Consider the following 15,921-nt stretch of genomic DNA (forward strand, 5'->3'; position numbering starts at 1 on the left):
ATCTGACATTCATTTCCTGCAGCTTGAAGCTTCAAGCTTGCAGCTGTTCTCGGAGAGAATCGTGGCCCTGGCAATATTTGATCTGGACGAAACCCTGATCCACGGCGACTGCGCCACCCTCTGGAGTGAACAGATGGGCCGCCTGGGCTGGGTCGATCCGGAGCCGTTCATGCGCAAGAACAATGAACTGATGGACGCATACAAACATGGCAAGTTGCGCGTAGAGGATTATATGGACTTCAGCCTCGAGCCGATGATCGGCAGGACGCCTGAAGAGGTCGATCATCTGGTGAGGCCATGGGTTGAGGATTTCATCGAGCCGATCATCTTCAGCGACGCGACCAAAACCATCGCTGCCCATCGCAAGGCCGGCGACCGGATTCTGGTGATCTCGGCCTCGGGCACTCACCTGGTGCGACCGATTGCCGACCGCCTGGGCATCGACGAGATTCTGGGTATAGAACTGGAAGTCGCGCACGGGGTGTATAGCGGCAATACGGTCGGTACGCTGACCTACCAGGAAGGCAAGATTACACGTTTACTGGAATGGCTGGACGCGGAAGAAGAAAACCTGGAAGGCGCGAGTTTCTATTCCGACTCCCGCAACGATTTGCCGCTGTTGCTGAAGGTTGATTTCCCACACGTGGTGAACCCGGATCCGACACTGCTCGAACACGCGAGAAAAGCGGGCTGGCCCATCCATCTCTGGAAATAAAGCATCAGGTCAGGAGCGGAGGGAGCAAGGCTTGCCCGCGAAGAACGATGACGCGGTGTGTCAGTCAAGTCGCGTCATCGTTCTTCGCTAGCAGGCTAGCTTGTATGGTTAGACTTGAAGGGGTGGTGGGACGAACAGCTAGCATCTGACTGCTGCAACAGTACAGACCGTGGGAGACCTCGCCCCACCCCTTCCACCAAAAGCGCCGATAAAGAATGCTTCGTTCTAGCGACGATAGAAACAAGCCTGCGCCTCTGGGTGAACCCCTACAAGCCGTAAAACCTTAGCGTGGAGAAGTGCCCATGGCAATGCGCGTTTCACAGTCAATCACGGGTGTCGATGTCGCCAAAGTTGAACTCGTTACCTACCAGGCAGACTTGGATCTGCTCACCTCGATAGATAATGAAAAGCCTGTAATCAAGCGCTGGCTTAAGACATTGCCTGCAGCTACCGCCATTGCTGTTGAAGCGACAAATGTTTATCACATCGATTTAATCGAGCTGGCGTACGAGTCTGGTTTCGATGTTTACATCATCGATGGTTTTCAATTGAGTAATTACCGCAAAGGCGTCGGTGGCCGGAGTAAAACAGACGCATCCGATGCACGTCTTCTTGCCCGTTTTCTAAAAAACGAAGGGGAGCATCTACGCCCATGGACCCCACCTCCAGCCGTCTACGGCAAGCTGCAAAGCCTTCTACGGCGGCGGGCTTCGCTGATTCAGGCCAAAACCAGCCTGACCCAAAGCTGGTCAAATGATGCGAGTTTGAAGTCATCATTTGCAACTTTCGTTAAGTCCATTGATAGATTGGATTTACTGGTTAAAAAGAAAATCAAAGATGTGCTGCGCGAGGCTGGCCTGCTTGAGCAAGTTGCTCGTTGCCAAGCCGTAGAGGGCATCGGCTTTCTGACCGCCGCAGCCTTGGTGATGGCCTATAACCGAGGCGACTTTACCAGTAGTGACGCCTACATTGCTTTTTTGGGCATGGATCTGAGAGTTTCAGATTCAGGCCAAAAGAATGGCCGCAGATTTCTGACCAAGCGTGGCTGTTCAGAAATACGCCGACTGCTACATAACGCAGCGATGTCGGCCAGTCGAACGCTGGCGTGGAAAGAGTTCTACGAGTATCAACGAGGCCGTGGAAAAGCGACTACCCAGGTGCTGGTGATGCTGGCTCGTAAGCTCGCTCGTGTGGCATTCGCCCTGATGAAAAATCAGAGCGAGTACCGCACCAAAGGGCCGGTTATGGCTTGATCAAAACCATAGAATCTCCCACAGGTTCGGTGTTGCCAGTTCACGCTTTCATCGATCACAACCCATTTTCCGGCCACCGGCAGCAGATGCCGCCCGTCGACAACCACTTCTTCGGCCATGCCGCCCCCGACCAACACGGCGCACACTCGTCACCGACCTGCCACGACGCCCCTGCGCCGACCTCGCTGACCACCCCGGAACACTCAAGGCCGAGCACCTCACTGACGCCGGGCGATGGCGGATAAAGTCCTGCCTTCCGTAATAAATCAGCACGATTGAGGCCCGCTGCCGCGACCCGACTGCGAACTTGCCCTGCATCACAGGCAGGACTGGGCTGTTGCGCCCATACCACTTGACCTTCCACGCCTTGCAATGCCTTCACAGTGCCTCCATAGTGAGTCTGGACTGAGCCCGTCGCTGTAGCGTCGGGCTTTCTTGCATTATGCGACCGGCCCCGGGGTCAGTACGAAAGCTCGCACAGGCAGTTTTCGTACAGAACCTGGAGGTACCGGCGACTTCAAAGACGGCCTAATATGCGTGATCAATTGTCCCCGCGTCGAATCAGCATGAAGCATTTATTCCCCAGCACCGCCCTAGCTCTATTCATTGGTATCGGTCTGCTGCCGATGTCGACCAGTTCGTTTGCAGCCAATAGCTGGGACAAGCTTCAGCCTGATCGTGACGAAGTGATCGCCAGCCTGAATGTGGTCGAACTGCTCAAGCGTCACCATTACAGCAAACCACCGCTCGATGACGCGCGCTCCGTGATCATCTACGACAGCTACCTCAAGCTGCTCGATCCGTCGCGCAGTTATTTCATGGCCAGTGACATCGCCGAATTCGACAAGTGGAAGACCCAGTTCGACGACTTCCTCAAAAGCGGCGACCTCAATGCCGGGTTCACCATGTACAAGCGCTATCTGGACCGCGTCAAAGCGCGTCTGGACTTTGCGCTTGCCGAGTTGAACAAAGGCGTCGACAAGATCGATTTCAACACCAAAGAAACCTTGCTGGTTGACCGCAAGGACGCCGCCTGGCTCAAATCCACCGCCGACCTCGACGACCTGTGGCGCAAGCGCGTCAAGGATGAAGTTTTGCGGATGAAGATTGCCGGCAAAGACTCCAAACAGATTCAGGAAACCCTGACCAAGCGCTACAAGAATCAACTGGCGCGCCTGGACCAGACCCGCCCGGAAGACATCTTCCAGGCGTACATCAACACGTTCGCCATGTCCTACGACCCGCACACCAATTATCTGTCGCCGGATAACGCGGAGAACTTCGACATCAACATGAGCCTGTCCCTCGAGGGCATCGGCGCTGTGTTGCAGAGCGACAACGACCAGGTGAAAGTCGTGCGTCTGGTGCCTGCCGGCCCGGCCGACAAGACCAAGCAGGTCGCTCCGGCCGACAAGATCATCGGCGTTGCCCAAGGCAACAAAGAGATGGTCGATGTTGTCGGCTGGCGCCTGGACGAAGTGGTCAAGCTGATCCGCGGCCCTAAAGGCACTGTCGTTCGCCTGGAAGTGATCCCGGCCAGCAACGCGCCGAACGACCAGACCACCAAAGTCGTTCCGATCACTCGCGAAGCGGTGAAGCTGGAAGATCAGGCGGTCAAGAAGTCGGTGCTGAACCTCAAGCAGGATGGCAAGGATTACAAACTCGGCGTCATCGAGATCCCGGCGTTCTATCTGGACTTCAAGGCCTTCCGTGCCGGCGATCCGGATTACAAGAGCACCACGCGCGACGTCAGGAAACTGCTGACCGAGTTGCAGAAAGAGAAAGTCGACGGCGTGGTCATCGACCTGCGCAACAACGGCGGCGGTTCTCTGCAGGAGGCCACCGAGCTGACCAGTCTGTTCATCGACAAAGGTCCGACCGTGCTCGTGCGCAACGCAGATGGCCGTGTCGACGTGCTCGAAGACGAAAACCCGGGCGCGTTCTACAAAGGCCCGATGGCGCTGCTGGTCAATCGCCTGTCCGCCTCGGCTTCGGAGATTTTCGCCGGTGCCATGCAGGATTATCACCGCGCGCTGATCATCGGTGGCCAGACCTTCGGCAAAGGCACCGTACAAACCATTCAGCCGCTGAACCATGGCGAACTGAAACTGACCCTGGCCAAGTTCTACCGGGTTTCCGGGCAGAGCACCCAGCATCAGGGCGTATTGCCGGACATCGATTATCCGTCGATCATCGACACCAAGGAAATCGGCGAAAGCGCCCTGCCGGAAGCCATGCCGTGGGACACTATCCGCGCTGCCATCAAACCGGCAGCCGATCCGTTCAAACCGTACCTCACTCAGCTCAAATCCGAGCATGACGTGCGTACCGCCAAAGACGCGGAGTTTGTGTACATCCGCGACAAACTGGCACTTGCGCAGAAACTCATGGCAGAAAAAACCGTCAGCCTCAACGAAGCGGATCGTCGTGCACAGCATGCCGATATCGAAGCCAAGCAACTCGCCATGGAAAACCTGCGCCGCAAGGCCAAGGGCGAAGAGCCGCTCAAAGAACTGAAGAAAGAAGACGAGGACGCGATCGCGGCGGAAGCGGACAAGACCAAGCCGGAAGACGATGCCTACCTGAGCGAGACCGGGCGCATTCTGTTGGACTATCTGAAACTCAACACCGCGGTGGCCAAGCACTAAGGTGATGGCAAATTAAGGCTGACGCTCTCCGTAGCGTCATCAAATAGTCATCATTCTGTCGTGAAATGAAGGACTGGGCGGCTCTCGTATCGAGAAGCGCCCAGTCCTTTTTTTATCGCCAGAGATCGCCATGACCACTACCGAACAGCTGAGTGCATTGAGTTCAATTCTGGCTCAAAGCGGATTACACAGCCTGTTCCAGCCCATCGTCAGCCTGTCCGAACGGCGAATCCTCGGCTATGAAGCCCTCACCCGCGGCCCCTCTAACAGCCCGCTGCATTCGCCGGTCGCATTGTTCGCGGTGGCACGTCAGGCCGGCCGTCTCAGCGAACTGGAAATAGCCTGTCGTCAAAGCGCCTGTCGCCATTTCAACGAGCAGCAACTGCCAGGCAAGCTGTTTCTCAACGTGTCCCCCGAGTCGCTGCTGGAAACTTCGCATCAACCCGGACGCACCTTGCAATTGCTGCAGGACCTGGGCATTCCACCAAGCCAGGTGGTGATCGAACTGACTGAACAGACGCCAACCGACGACTTTCATTTGTTGCAGAATGCGCTGCATCACTATCGAGCGATGGGGTTTTCGATCGCGCTGGATGATCTGGGAGCGGGTTATTCGAGCCTGCGCCTGTGGTCGGAATTGCGCCCTGACTACGTGAAAATCGATCGGCACTTCATTGACGGCATCCATCAGGATGCGCTCAAACGTGAATTCGTGGGTTCGATCCTGCAGATCGCCAAGGCCTCGCGAGCCCAGGTCATCGCTGAAGGTATTGAGTTGCCGGAAGAGCTCGCGGTACTGACCGAGATGGGCGTTGATCTGGTTCAGGGGTATTTGCTCTGCCGCCCTCAGGAACAGCCACCGCGGGACGCCAGAGCCATGCTGCCCAAGCAAGACAGCGCGGCCGTGGCGTTGAATGATGACCCCAGCGATCTCAGCGCCCTGCTCAACGATCAACCAGCAGTCACCCGCGATACGCCGACCGCGACCGTGCTGGAAGCCTTCCGTCGCCAGGCCAACCTGAACTCGCTGGCGGTACTGGATGACCACGGCCATCCCTGCGGCATCGTTCATCGTCATTCGCTCTCTGACGTGCTGCTCAAGCCCTTCGCCACCGACCTGTTCGCTCGCAAGCCGATCAGCCGCCTGATGAACGATGACTTTCTTGCAGTCGAGATCAGCCAGTCACTGCAGCAGGTCAGCCGACTGATCACCAGCCGCGCCCGTCAACGTATCGAAGAAGATTTCATCATCACCCTCAACGGGGGGTACCTGGGCCTTGGCCGGGTGATCGACGTACTGAAGCTGATCACCGAACTGAAGATCCAACAGGCTCGCTACGCCAACCCGCTGACCCTGTTGCCGGGCAATGTGCCGATCCAGCAATGCCTCACGCGCGTGCTGCAACAGCAACGGGAGTCGATCATCTGTTACGTCGATATCGACAGCTTCAAGCCTTTCAACGACATCTACGGCTACGGCCGTGGCGACGAAGTCCTGCTGTGTCTGGCGCAATGTCTGAATGATCGCATCGATCCGTCCCGCGACTTTGTCGGACATATCGGCGGCGACGATTTTCTACTCGTGCTCGGACCGGAAGACTGGCGCAAACGGCTGAGCCAACTGCTGGACGATTTCAAGACTCAGTGCCGGCGCTTTTATCGTAACGAACACCTCGAGGCCGGCTGCTTTATCGCGCCGAACCGACAAGGCCTGCGCCAGCAGTTTCCGTTACTGTCGTTGTCGATCGGGGTTGTGCATCTGCATGCCCAGGCTTGCGCGCACCTGGATGCGAGTCTGCTGGCCGAGATGGCGTCGCAGGCCAAGCATCACGCCAAGAATGTGCCAGGGTTCAGTGTGCACGTGATTGATAGCCTGGCAGTGCCAGAGGAACAGGAAAAATTGCTGCAGGGTCATCGTTGAAACGCCTGGCCCGAAGGGTTCACTCCGGGCCGGAACATTCAGGCTTCTGCCGATTCAGGGTAATCGTATTCGAACACTCGCACCACTTCCGATGCATGCCAGGAGGCCGCGGCGACGCCATCGGAGGGCCCGGAAAAACGCCCGAGGCGTTCCACACATTCAAAGAAACCGGTGCGCGGCAACCGGCTGGCGCCCTGACTGATCACCAGCGAGCTGCGCAGTGGTTGCTCAGCCTTGGCGTCCAGCGCCGCCAGATGTTCCAGGGCCGCCGTGAGCGTCTGCATCGCCGGGGTCGGCAACTGCAATCGCTCCAACAACGCGCGGTACGTCAAAAGATGTCGCTGACGGCGGGCCTGATCCAGCTCGCCGAGCAACCCGTCCCAATGTTGACGACTGATGCGTACGCTCACGATTCCTCCCTCCACCCCGGCACCGTCAACTCCCAGGCCAGGCTGCGGCGAATCGCGGCGTCAGGTTGACGCTCGCCACTTTCGATCAAGGCCAGATAAGACGGGCTGATGCCTACCGTGCGGGCGAGCGCCTCGATGGCGATGCCCTTCCCTTCGCGCAAACTGCGTAGTTGGTCCAGACCCGGCAGTATCTGGTCTGGGGAAGCCGCACGGCGCACTGGCGCGGCATGCGGCGGTTGTTCAGTGATACCTGCTGCTTTCAGTAGAGCCTGATACTGAGCCCATGGCACAACCGCATATTCGGGCTCGCCTTCGCGTGTGATTATCTGAATATCCATGACATCCCCGTAGGACAACGACACTTAACGAGTCGGCACTTTTCCCTCGAAGTGTAATCCTAACAGCGGTCAAGGTCGCGGGGCATCAATTATGGGGTGTTCCTCCATCCACTCACTTTTTTGCAGGGCGCTGCAGCTGCAGTTGCTCGGGGGTATCGGGAAGCCGCTCTACCACAGCGAGCTTTTCCGGCAACTGGCGCTTGCGCCAGGCGCGAAACGCATCGAGTTCATCGTCGAGCACTTTCATCAACCAGGCGAGCACAGCGACATCATCCAGCATGCCGAAGACCGGAATGAAGTCCGGAATGGCGTCCACCGGACTGAGGAAGTACATCAACCCGGCGACGACCGAAATCATCGTCTTGGGACTGATCGTACGGTACTCGCCGCGCCAGTAGGCCAGGCAAAGTGCCTGCAGCAGACGCAGGTCTTCTTTGATCTTGCCCAACCGATTGCCTTGGCTCGCACCTTTGCTGGCGACAGCAAACAGCAGGGTCGGCAATCGTCCACGGGCGAGCAGACGTCCCGCCAGGGGCAGAAAACGAGCAAAATTCCACGGCGCTTTCATGATTTCTCCTGCTGAAATGTTATCCACACAAATTGTGGATAACCTTGTGAACAGAGCTGCATTTGACCGCTGAACACCCCGTTGCATAAGGGCTTCGCTCAGATCGGGCGTTTTTTACTCACATAAAAAACCCAATATTTCATTGACTTGGCGTTAAGGGCGCGGGTAATGGCGGCGCCTTCAAAGGCTATGACTCCAATGTACGACGTCTGTTCGCTTTCTTTAACCCTACTGATCGCCGGATGCAACAACGCCCCGCATAAGCGAGGCGTTGTTTTCAGAGCAGACGCCGATTACTTGGCAGCGTCATCCTGTTTTGCCGGATCCTTGATCGCCAGCAGTTCCAGGTCGAATACCAGCACCGAGTTGGCCGGGATGGCTGGACTTGGGCTTTGCGCGCCGTAAGCCAGTTCGCTAGGAATGTACAGCTTGTACTTCTCGCCGACGTGCATCAGCTGCAGGCCTTCAACCCAGCCTGGAATCACGCCGCTGACCGGCAGATCGATCGGGCTGCCACGCTCGACGGAACTGTCGAAAACGGTGCCATTGGTCAAGGTGCCGGTGTAGTGCACAGTCACGACGTCAGTTGGCTTTGGCTGGGCGCCTTCGGCTTTCTTGACCACTTCGTACTGCAGGCCGGAAGCCGTGGTAGTCACACCGGTTTTCTTGGCATTGTCTTCGAGGAATTTCTTGCCAGCGGATGCCGACTCTTCGCTCATTTTGGTCATGCGCTCTTCGGCACGTTTTTGCAGTGCAGCGAAGGCTTCGACCAACTCTTCATCTTTCAGCTTCTGTTCTTTCTTGCCAACGGCGTCTTCGATGCCCTGGGCTACAGCTTTGGAGTCCAGATCATCCATACCTTCCTGAGCCAGGCTCTTGCCCATGTTCAGGCCAATCCCGTAGGAAGCTTTTTGCGCCGGGGTTTTCAGCTCTACGCTGGTCTGCGAATCACAACCCGCAAGTACCAGGCTAACCAGGGCCACCGCCGCCGCCAACCGATGCTGTTTCATGCTATTTCCTTGTTCATGCGCCAAAAGGGCAATCGAGTAAAGCCGCGAGCTTATCAGGCGGCCACGACCAATGGCTACCGGCATGAGAGCAGGAAATTTCTGATTAGTTCATGGCTTTCGGCGTATTGGCAGCCTGAAGGGAGGAAGCTTCTGTCATCTTCGCCTGACGGACGTTAGCCGCACACAGCATTATTCAGCCAAACGTAGCGTGAATACGAGCAAAAGCCAAATCCGGGACGGCAAAAAGCCCGCATAAAGCGGGCTTTCTGAGGGGCGACCTGGCGTTCAGCGCTCCAAGTTACCGAATATGGCGCAGCGGACGGGACTCGAACCCGCGACCCCCGGCGTGACAGGCCGGTATTCTAACCGACTGAACTACCGCTGCGCGTAGCGTTGAAAGTAGTGGTGGGTGATGACGGGATCGAACCGCCGACATTCTGCTTGTAAGGCAGACGCTCTCCCAGCTGAGCTAATCACCCTGTACCTTCGTTGCGGGGCGCATTGTGCCACAAATTTTCATAACATGTTGATTTAATTGGAAAATATTCAAAAAAATCTGAAAACCGGTGAAGCGACGCATCCTGCAGGAACTTCAGACAGAAAAAAGCCCGCATTAGCGGGCTTTTCCGTGACGATCTGGCGTTCAGCGTTCCAGATCATCGAATATGGCGCAGCGGACGGGACTCGAACCCGCGACCCCCGGCGTGACAGGCCGGTATTCTAACCGACTGAACTACCGCTGCGCGTAACACTGTAAGCGAATGGTGGGTGATGACGGGATCGAACCGCCGACATTCTGCTTGTAAGGCAGACGCTCTCCCAGCTGAGCTAATCACCCTTCACTTTCGGTGTGGCGCGCATTCTACGGAGCGACCTCAGCTCTGGCAAGCACTTTCTAAAATAATTTTCTCAGGCCTTCCAAAGGCTTAGAGAAGGGTTGGCCTATGGCGCCACGAAGAGAATAATGCCCCCCTTTGTTAAAGGAGAGACCCGCCCCATGTGGTTCAAAAACCTGCTTATCTATCGCCTGACCCAAGATCTGCCTTTTGATGCCGAGGCGTTGGAAACTGCACTGGCGACCAAACTGGCGCGTCCTTGTGCAAGCCAGGAGTTGACCACTTACGGTTTCGTCGCGCCGTTTGGCAAGGGCGAAGATGCCCCGTTGGTACATGTCAGCGGCGACTTCCTGCTGATTTCCGCACGCAAGGAAGAACGCATCCTGCCTGGCAGCGTCGTGCGTGACGCGGTAAAGGAAAAGGTCGACGAGATCGAAGCCGAGCAAATGCGCAAGGTCTATAAAAAGGAACGCGACCAGATCAAGGATGAAATCATCCAGGCCTTCCTGCCGCGCGCCTTTATCCGTCGTTCCTCCACCTTCGCCGCCATTGCGCCGAAACAGGGTCTGATCCTGGTCAACTCGGCCAGCCCGAAACGTGCCGAAGACCTGCTGTCGACCCTGCGTGAAGTGATCGGCACGTTGCCGGTACGCCCCCTGACCGTAAAAATGTCGCCCACCGCAACCATGACCGAGTGGGTCACCACGCAAAAGGCGGCTGACGACTTCTTCGTGCTGGATGAGTGCGAGTTGCGCGACACCCACGAAGACGGCGGCATCGTGCGCTGCAAGCGTCAGGACCTGACCAGCGAGGAAATTCAACTGCACCTGAGCACCGGCAAGGTGGTGACACAACTGTCCCTGGCCTGGCAGGACAAGTTGTCGTTCGTGCTTGACGACAAGATGGTGGTCAAACGCCTGAAGTTTGAAGATTTGCTGCAGGATCAGGCCGAGCAGGACGGCGGCGAAGAAGCCCTGGGGCAGCTCGATGCCAGCTTCACCCTGATGATGCTGACCTTTGGCGACTTCCTGCCGGCGCTGATTGAAGCGCTGGGTAGCGAAGAGATGCCGCAGGGGATCTAAAAGCTTGTGATTCTGTTGCAGGAGCGAGCTTGCTCGCTCCTGCATTAGTTTTGTGCTGCTACCCAATAACAAGGATCAGACCATGCGCGCACTGGCTGCACTGAGTCGCTTCGTCGGCAATACTTTCGCTTACTGGGTACTGCTCTTCGCCGTTCTGGCGTTTCTGCAACCCGAGTGGTTCGTCGGCCTGAAGGTCGCGATCGTGCCGCTGCTGGGCCTGGTGATGTTCGGTATGGGCCTGACCCTCAAACTTGAAGATTTCGCCGAGGTCGCACGTCATCCGTGGCGTGTGGTCCTCGGAGTGGTTGCGCAATTTGTGATCATGCCCGGCATGGCATGGTTGCTGTGCCAGGTGTTCAGCCTGCCACCGGAAATTGCCGTCGGCGTTATTCTGGTCGGCTGTTGCCCCAGCGGCACCTCTTCCAACGTGATGACCTGGCTGGCCCGAGGCGATCTTGCGCTGGCCGTGGCGATCTCCGCCATCACCACGTTGCTCGCGCCCCTGATTACCCCGGCGCTGATCTGGCTGCTGGCGTCGGCTTGGCTGCCGGTTTCGTTCCTCGACCTGTTCTGGTCGATTCTGCAGATCGTGCTATTGCCAATCGTGCTGGGCCTGATCACCCAACGTATGCTGGGCGCCCGCGCTCGCCATGCGATTGACGTCCTGCCCCTGGTGTCGGTGGTGAGCATCGTCATCATCGTCGCCGCCGTGGTGGCGGCCAGTCAGGCGAAAATTGCCGAATCCGGCCTGTTGATCATGGCGGTGGTGATGCTGCATAACAGCTTCGGTTACCTGCTGGGCTATCTCACCGGACATCTGTTCAAATTACCGCTGGCACAACGAAAAACCCTCGCACTGGAAGTCGGCATGCAGAACTCCGGGCTCGGCGCCGCACTGGCCAGCGCGCATTTTTCACCGCTGGCGGCAGTGCCGAGCGCACTGTTCAGTGTTTGGCACAACATTTCCGGCGCCCTGCTTTCAACGTATTTGCGCCGTATGAGCGAGAAGGAAGATCGCGAGTCGCTGGCTCGGCAAGCGGCGGAATGATTCGGTAACTTGATCCCCGGGTTAATGATGTGCACCATAGTGCGCAGCGTGAGGACGACCTCGCGACTCAATCGAGTCATTATCCGGGGACGACCCCGTCAATCGATGGAGGTCTCCATGTCCTGGATCATTCTGTTTTTCGCCGGCCTGTTCGAAGTAGGCTGGGCTGTCGGCCTGAAATACACCGACGGGTTCAGCCGCCCTCTCCCGACTGCGTTAACGGTTGGCGCCATGGTCATCAGCCTGGGCCTGCTCGGCCTTGCCATGAAGGAATTGCCGCTGGGCACCGCTTACGCCATCTGGACGGGCGTCGGCGCAGTCGGCACGGTGATCGCCGGGATTATCCTGTTCGGTGAATCCATGGCGTTGTTCAGGCTGGCCAGTGTCGCATTGATCATTTGCGGCCTGATCGGCTTGAAGATCAGCACCTGATCAGCAGTTGATAACAAAAAAGCCCGCCCTCTGTCAGCACAGAGAGGCGGGCTTTTTATCGAACGTCAAACCGATCAGCTTTCGGCCAATGCCGCACGTTCGCGTGTGGCCGGTGCTTTCTCCGCTTGCTCAAGTTGCATACAGCGTTCCAGAAACAGGAACATGTAGTCGTAGCTTTTACACACCGCCTGACGCAGCTCATCCTCCAACGCTTTGCCCGGGTTCATCCCGGCCAGCGTACAGATGATCTCCAGTGCTTCCCACGGATGCGCATCGTCGTACTGGGCATGCATTTTCAACCACTTCATGGCGCGTTTGCGATCTTCCTCGGGGAAGGCCGCTGCGTACACGCCACTGGAACAGACCAGCGCGGACCACTCGCCCGTCGCGCCCTCTATGGCGTAATTGGTGGCGGCAATCGCGACGATCAGCGAGTCAGACGAGCTGGTGTGCCAGCACCAATGACTGAGCGCATGAAGTTCCGGAGCCACTTGCTGCGCTTGCAGATCCTCCAGGCTCACACCGTGAGCACGGCTCCAGTGCACCCAGTAATCGGCATGGTTGAGTTCCACACGGATGTTGCGCATCAACCAGCGACGCGCCATGTCCTCGCCGGAATGGCGGGCAAAGCGGGTCTTGGTCAGATTTTGTGCCATATATAACGCGAACTGTTCGACCACCGGCCACCCACCAATCAGGTAGTGCCGCATGGTCTTGGCGCTGAGCTTGTTGTCACGCATGCGCTTGTACAATTCGTGTTCGACAACCCGGCGCTTACTCTCGCTGCAATCCTGAATGAGCTGTTGAGCCCAGGCCGGATAACTTGCAGCTTCCATGAGTGGTCCGGTTCGGTTGAATGTGTCGATCACTGTCGGGTTCCTTTTGATTGTGATTGTAAGGATCAGCAAGAGATTTCAACGGAACGTGCCAGGTGCCTTGAACAACAAAGGCTGTGGTCTGGCGGGACGACTTTGCAAACTGTCGCAGGTAAACAGATGCGGACGTTCGATCACATATCCTTGAGCATAATCCACCCCGATCTCCAGCAGCGCCTGCTCAATCTGGGGTGTCTCGACAAACTCCGCAATCGTACGCTTACCCATGACATGACCAATGTGATTAATCACTTCAACCATGGCACGGTTAATAGGGTCGTCCAACATATCCTTAACGAAACTCCCGTCAATCTTCAAGAAGTCTACAGGCAAATGTTTCAAGTAGGCGAATGAGGACATTCCGGCACAAAAGTCATCCAGCGAAAAATGACAACCTAACCCTTTGAGCTCATTGATAAATTTGATCGCACTACCGAGATTGGAAATCGCGCTGGTTTCCGTGATTTCAAAACAAATCATTTCAGGCGGAATCGAATGAGCAACAAATTGTTCACGCAGGAAGTCCAGAAAATCCTCGTCTCCGATAGTTGTGCCTGACAGATTAATCGCACACATGGCCAATGGGCCTTTGTGTTTTTCGGCAATGCATTGGGCAATGATCTTGAATACGTTCTGCACAACCCAGCGATCAAGAGAGGTCATCAACCCGTATCGTTCAGCAGCAGGAATGAAGCTGTCGGGCAGGATCATGCGGCCGGACTCGTCATGCAGACGCAGGAGGATTTCGATGTGCCCTCCTCCCTGTTCGGCATTCCCCAATGCTGCGATTTCCTGAGCGTATAGACAGAAGCGATCTTCTTCCAGCGCCATGTGCAATCGCTGTACCCATGCCATCTCGCCGAAGCGCAGGGACAGTTCCGAATCGTCCGCGTGATAGACCTGCACCCGGTTGCGGCCTTTTTCCTTGGCCATATAGCACGCCATATCGGCGGCCCGCAGTGAGGTTTCGAGGGTGGTCGGCTGCTGAGTGACATGCACCAGCCCGACGCTGACGGTCGTGACGAAGGGACGACCCTTCCAGACAAAATGCAGGTTTTGCACGGTTTGGCGCAGGCTTTCAGCGATTTTCTCCGCCGCTTCCGGCCCGCAATTTTCCAGGAGGATGCCGAACTCGTCGCCGCCCAGGCGCGCGAGCGTGTCGCCTTCGCGCAAGCCCGATTGCAGCAATGCGCAAATATGCCGCAGCAACTCATCGCCCGCCGCGTGGCCGCAGGTGTCATTGACCAGTTTGAATTGATCGAGGTCGAGGAACATCAGCGCATGGCGCCCAGGTTGACGAGACAGGTTATGCAGCGCCTGTTCGAGGCGATATTCGAATTCGCGACGGTTGGCCAGACCGGTCAAGGCGTCATGCGTCGCCTGCCAGGACAGGTTGGCGATGTACTGGCGCTCCTGCGTCATGTCATGCAAGACCAGTACGGTGCCGCTGACCTTGCCGGCATGGCGGATCGGCGCGCCAACCAGCGTGACCGACACCGTGCTGCCATCCAGCCGCTGAATCAGTTTGGAATGCTCGCTGGCGCTGCTCAGCTGCCCGCTCAAAATATGCTCGATCAGGGTAAACCCTTCAGCCTGGGCGTTCTCGTCCAGCAGGTTGAACAACGACGCAAGGGGCAATCCGATGGCCTGTTCGGCTTTCCAGTGCGTGAGCGCCTCGGCCGCAGGGTTCATGTAAGCAATGGCGCCGTCGACGTCCGTGGTGATCACGCCGTCGCCGATTGATTGCAGGGTGATCTGCGCGCGATCTTTCTCCAGCTGCAAGGCCTCGGCAAAGGCATGCCGTTGCTTGAGCAGTTTGTGCGTGCGCAACAGCGCCAGGACAATCAGACCCAGTGCTGTGGCCAGGTTGGTCATCAGCAACAGCCGCAGAATCATCCGCGATCCTTCACCTAACGCGTCACTGAAGGCTCTGGCTGCCGGCGTCACGCCATCGTTGATGACGTAAATCTGATCTTTCCAGCGTTTGATATCGCTATCGGTGGCCTGGCTGGCGGTGATGCTGCGGTGCATGTCTGTGGCGACATCATTCAGGCGCACCAGATACGAATCGCCCACCGTCCACAAGTCGATGGCTTTTTCGAGGTAGCTGAAATGGCGGAAGTTGAGGTACAGCCAGATCAGGCTGGCAACATCATCCGGGTGGTTGCCGCCCTTGAGGATGGCCAGGCGCGCCGCTTCCGTGTCTGGCGGTTGCTGATCCAGCGCGACACGCAACTCGTGACCGCCTTGCGGCACGGCGATCGCACTCTGAAATTTGTTGAAAATGGTCTCGTCGCGGCTGTCGGCGTAAAGATTCAAATAGTAGATGGCGTCCTTCTGGCCCTTGGACCATAGGCTTTCACCTGCCACGTAGCCGCGCACTGCAGACAGCACGTACAGGCTGAAACCGCCCAGCAACGCCTGAAAAAGCACGACGGCGATAAATGGCCAAACGATGCCCAACAACCGTGGCGTTCCAAAAGTCCGCGTTTGATTCATGAGGTCCCTTGTTTTAGCACTGCTTGCTCGTCGTCCGGACGAAATCGCTAAAGCTAGCCTAGGATGGGTTCTCACTCTAGGCAAGCCGGGAGAGTTTGCGCTCAAGAGGGAGAAAGTAACAAGCATCACTCATCCATGCATGATCTGCGGAGACAACGCTGGAAACCAACTTTTTCGCATGCCCGCCTCATCTATACATATGTACCACCGCCGTCCCTCCCGGAATTTGTTTACTACGGACCGCTTCCACAGCTCGGCCATAAAGCATCGAGCAGAAGCCTCCCGA

Annotated in this window: 13 protein-coding genes, 4 tRNA genes and 1 pseudogene; 7 read left to right on the forward strand and 11 right to left on the reverse strand. The window is 57.1% G+C overall.

The genetic code is table 11. From position 1 onward, the window contains the following. The first annotated feature begins 61 nt into the window (after positions 1–61). On the forward strand, positions 62–715 hold the full coding sequence (locus ACYZT1_RS17795) for an HAD family hydrolase (protein WP_462015983.1): 654 nt from the start codon (positions 62–64) through the stop codon (positions 713–715). Positions 716–1,017: 302 nt separating this feature from the next. Next, on the forward strand, positions 1,018–1,968 hold the full coding sequence (locus ACYZT1_RS17800) for an IS110 family RNA-guided transposase (RefSeq protein ID WP_462015984.1): 951 nt from the start codon (positions 1,018–1,020) through the stop codon (positions 1,966–1,968). 74 nt (positions 1,969–2,042) lie between these two features. Here ACYZT1_RS17800 and ACYZT1_RS17805 read toward each other — a convergent pair. After that, positions 2,043–2,350: pseudogene (locus ACYZT1_RS17805) on the reverse strand (alcohol dehydrogenase catalytic domain-containing protein); the annotation flags it as partial. Between the two features lie 184 nt (positions 2,351–2,534). On the opposite strand from ACYZT1_RS17805, the gene ACYZT1_RS17810 reads away from it, so the two are divergent. Continuing rightward, complete coding sequence (locus ACYZT1_RS17810; RefSeq protein ID WP_462015985.1) at positions 2,535–4,616, forward strand: carboxy terminal-processing peptidase; 2,082 nt, start codon at positions 2,535–2,537, stop codon at positions 4,614–4,616. A 130-nt stretch (positions 4,617–4,746) separates the two neighbouring features. Continuing rightward, positions 4,747–6,537, forward strand: a complete 1,791-nt coding sequence (locus ACYZT1_RS17815) for a bifunctional diguanylate cyclase/phosphodiesterase (protein ID WP_462015986.1) — start codon at positions 4,747–4,749, stop codon at positions 6,535–6,537. A gap of 38 nt (positions 6,538–6,575) precedes the next feature. On the opposite strand, the gene ACYZT1_RS17820 is transcribed toward ACYZT1_RS17815, so the two are convergent. The 8 genes from ACYZT1_RS17820 to ACYZT1_RS17855 all read right to left on the reverse strand — a co-directional run bounded on the left by ACYZT1_RS17820 (position 6,576) and on the right by ACYZT1_RS17855 (position 9,701). Beyond that, a complete protein-coding gene (locus ACYZT1_RS17820; protein WP_322221819.1) occupies positions 6,576–6,947 on the reverse strand; it encodes a hypothetical protein in 372 nt (123 codons plus the stop codon). Further along, on the reverse strand, positions 6,944–7,285 hold the full coding sequence (locus ACYZT1_RS17825; RefSeq protein ID WP_462015987.1) for a helix-turn-helix domain-containing protein: 342 nt from the start codon (positions 7,283–7,285) through the stop codon (positions 6,944–6,946). The genes ACYZT1_RS17820 and ACYZT1_RS17825 overlap by 4 nt, the downstream gene beginning before the upstream one ends. A 112-nt stretch (positions 7,286–7,397) precedes the next feature. Next, complete coding sequence (locus tag ACYZT1_RS17830; protein WP_462015988.1) at positions 7,398–7,853, reverse strand: YkvA family protein; 456 nt, start codon at positions 7,851–7,853, stop codon at positions 7,398–7,400. Positions 7,854–8,146: 293 nt separating this feature from the next. After that, complete coding sequence (locus ACYZT1_RS17835; protein WP_462015989.1) at positions 8,147–8,863, reverse strand: FKBP-type peptidyl-prolyl cis-trans isomerase; 717 nt, start codon at positions 8,861–8,863, stop codon at positions 8,147–8,149. A 308-nt stretch (positions 8,864–9,171) separates the two neighbouring features. Beyond that, positions 9,172–9,248, reverse strand: a tRNA-Asp gene (locus ACYZT1_RS17840). Between the two features lie 18 nt (positions 9,249–9,266). Beyond that, positions 9,267–9,342 (reverse strand) — tRNA-Val (locus tag ACYZT1_RS17845). A gap of 187 nt (positions 9,343–9,529) precedes the next feature. Beyond that, positions 9,530–9,606 (reverse strand) — tRNA-Asp (locus ACYZT1_RS17850). A 19-nt stretch (positions 9,607–9,625) separates the two neighbouring features. Further along, positions 9,626–9,701 (reverse strand) — tRNA-Val (locus ACYZT1_RS17855). A 159-nt stretch (positions 9,702–9,860) separates the two neighbouring features. Between ACYZT1_RS17855 and rdgC the strand changes: the two genes are divergently transcribed. From rdgC to sugE, 3 genes are all read left to right on the forward strand, one after another. After that, entirely contained in the window at positions 9,861–10,781 is a 921-nt protein-coding gene (rdgC, locus tag ACYZT1_RS17860; protein ID WP_462015990.1) for a recombination-associated protein RdgC, read from the forward strand. An 82-nt stretch (positions 10,782–10,863) separates the two neighbouring features. Next, positions 10,864–11,829 (forward strand): bile acid:sodium symporter family protein, encoded by a 966-nt coding sequence (locus ACYZT1_RS17865; RefSeq protein ID WP_462015991.1) that lies wholly within the window; start codon positions 10,864–10,866, stop codon positions 11,827–11,829. Positions 11,830–11,946: 117 nt separating this feature from the next. After that, positions 11,947–12,261, forward strand: coding sequence for a quaternary ammonium compound efflux SMR transporter SugE (sugE, locus tag ACYZT1_RS17870; RefSeq protein WP_150582845.1), 315 nt, complete (start codon positions 11,947–11,949; stop codon positions 12,259–12,261). Positions 12,262–12,335: 74 nt separating this feature from the next. Here the strand turns inward: sugE and ACYZT1_RS17875 are convergent, their stop codons facing one another. Both ACYZT1_RS17875 and ACYZT1_RS17880 read right to left on the reverse strand, forming a co-directional pair. Beyond that, a complete protein-coding gene (locus ACYZT1_RS17875; protein ID WP_462015992.1) occupies positions 12,336–13,130 on the reverse strand; it encodes a TenA family transcriptional regulator in 795 nt (264 codons plus the stop codon). A 45-nt stretch (positions 13,131–13,175) separates the two neighbouring features. Further along, a complete protein-coding gene (locus ACYZT1_RS17880) occupies positions 13,176–15,635 on the reverse strand; it encodes an EAL domain-containing protein (RefSeq protein ID WP_462015993.1) in 2,460 nt (819 codons plus the stop codon). Between the last annotated feature and the right edge of the window lie 286 nt (positions 15,636–15,921).

Source organism: Pseudomonas sp. PB3P13 (assembly GCF_054897735.1).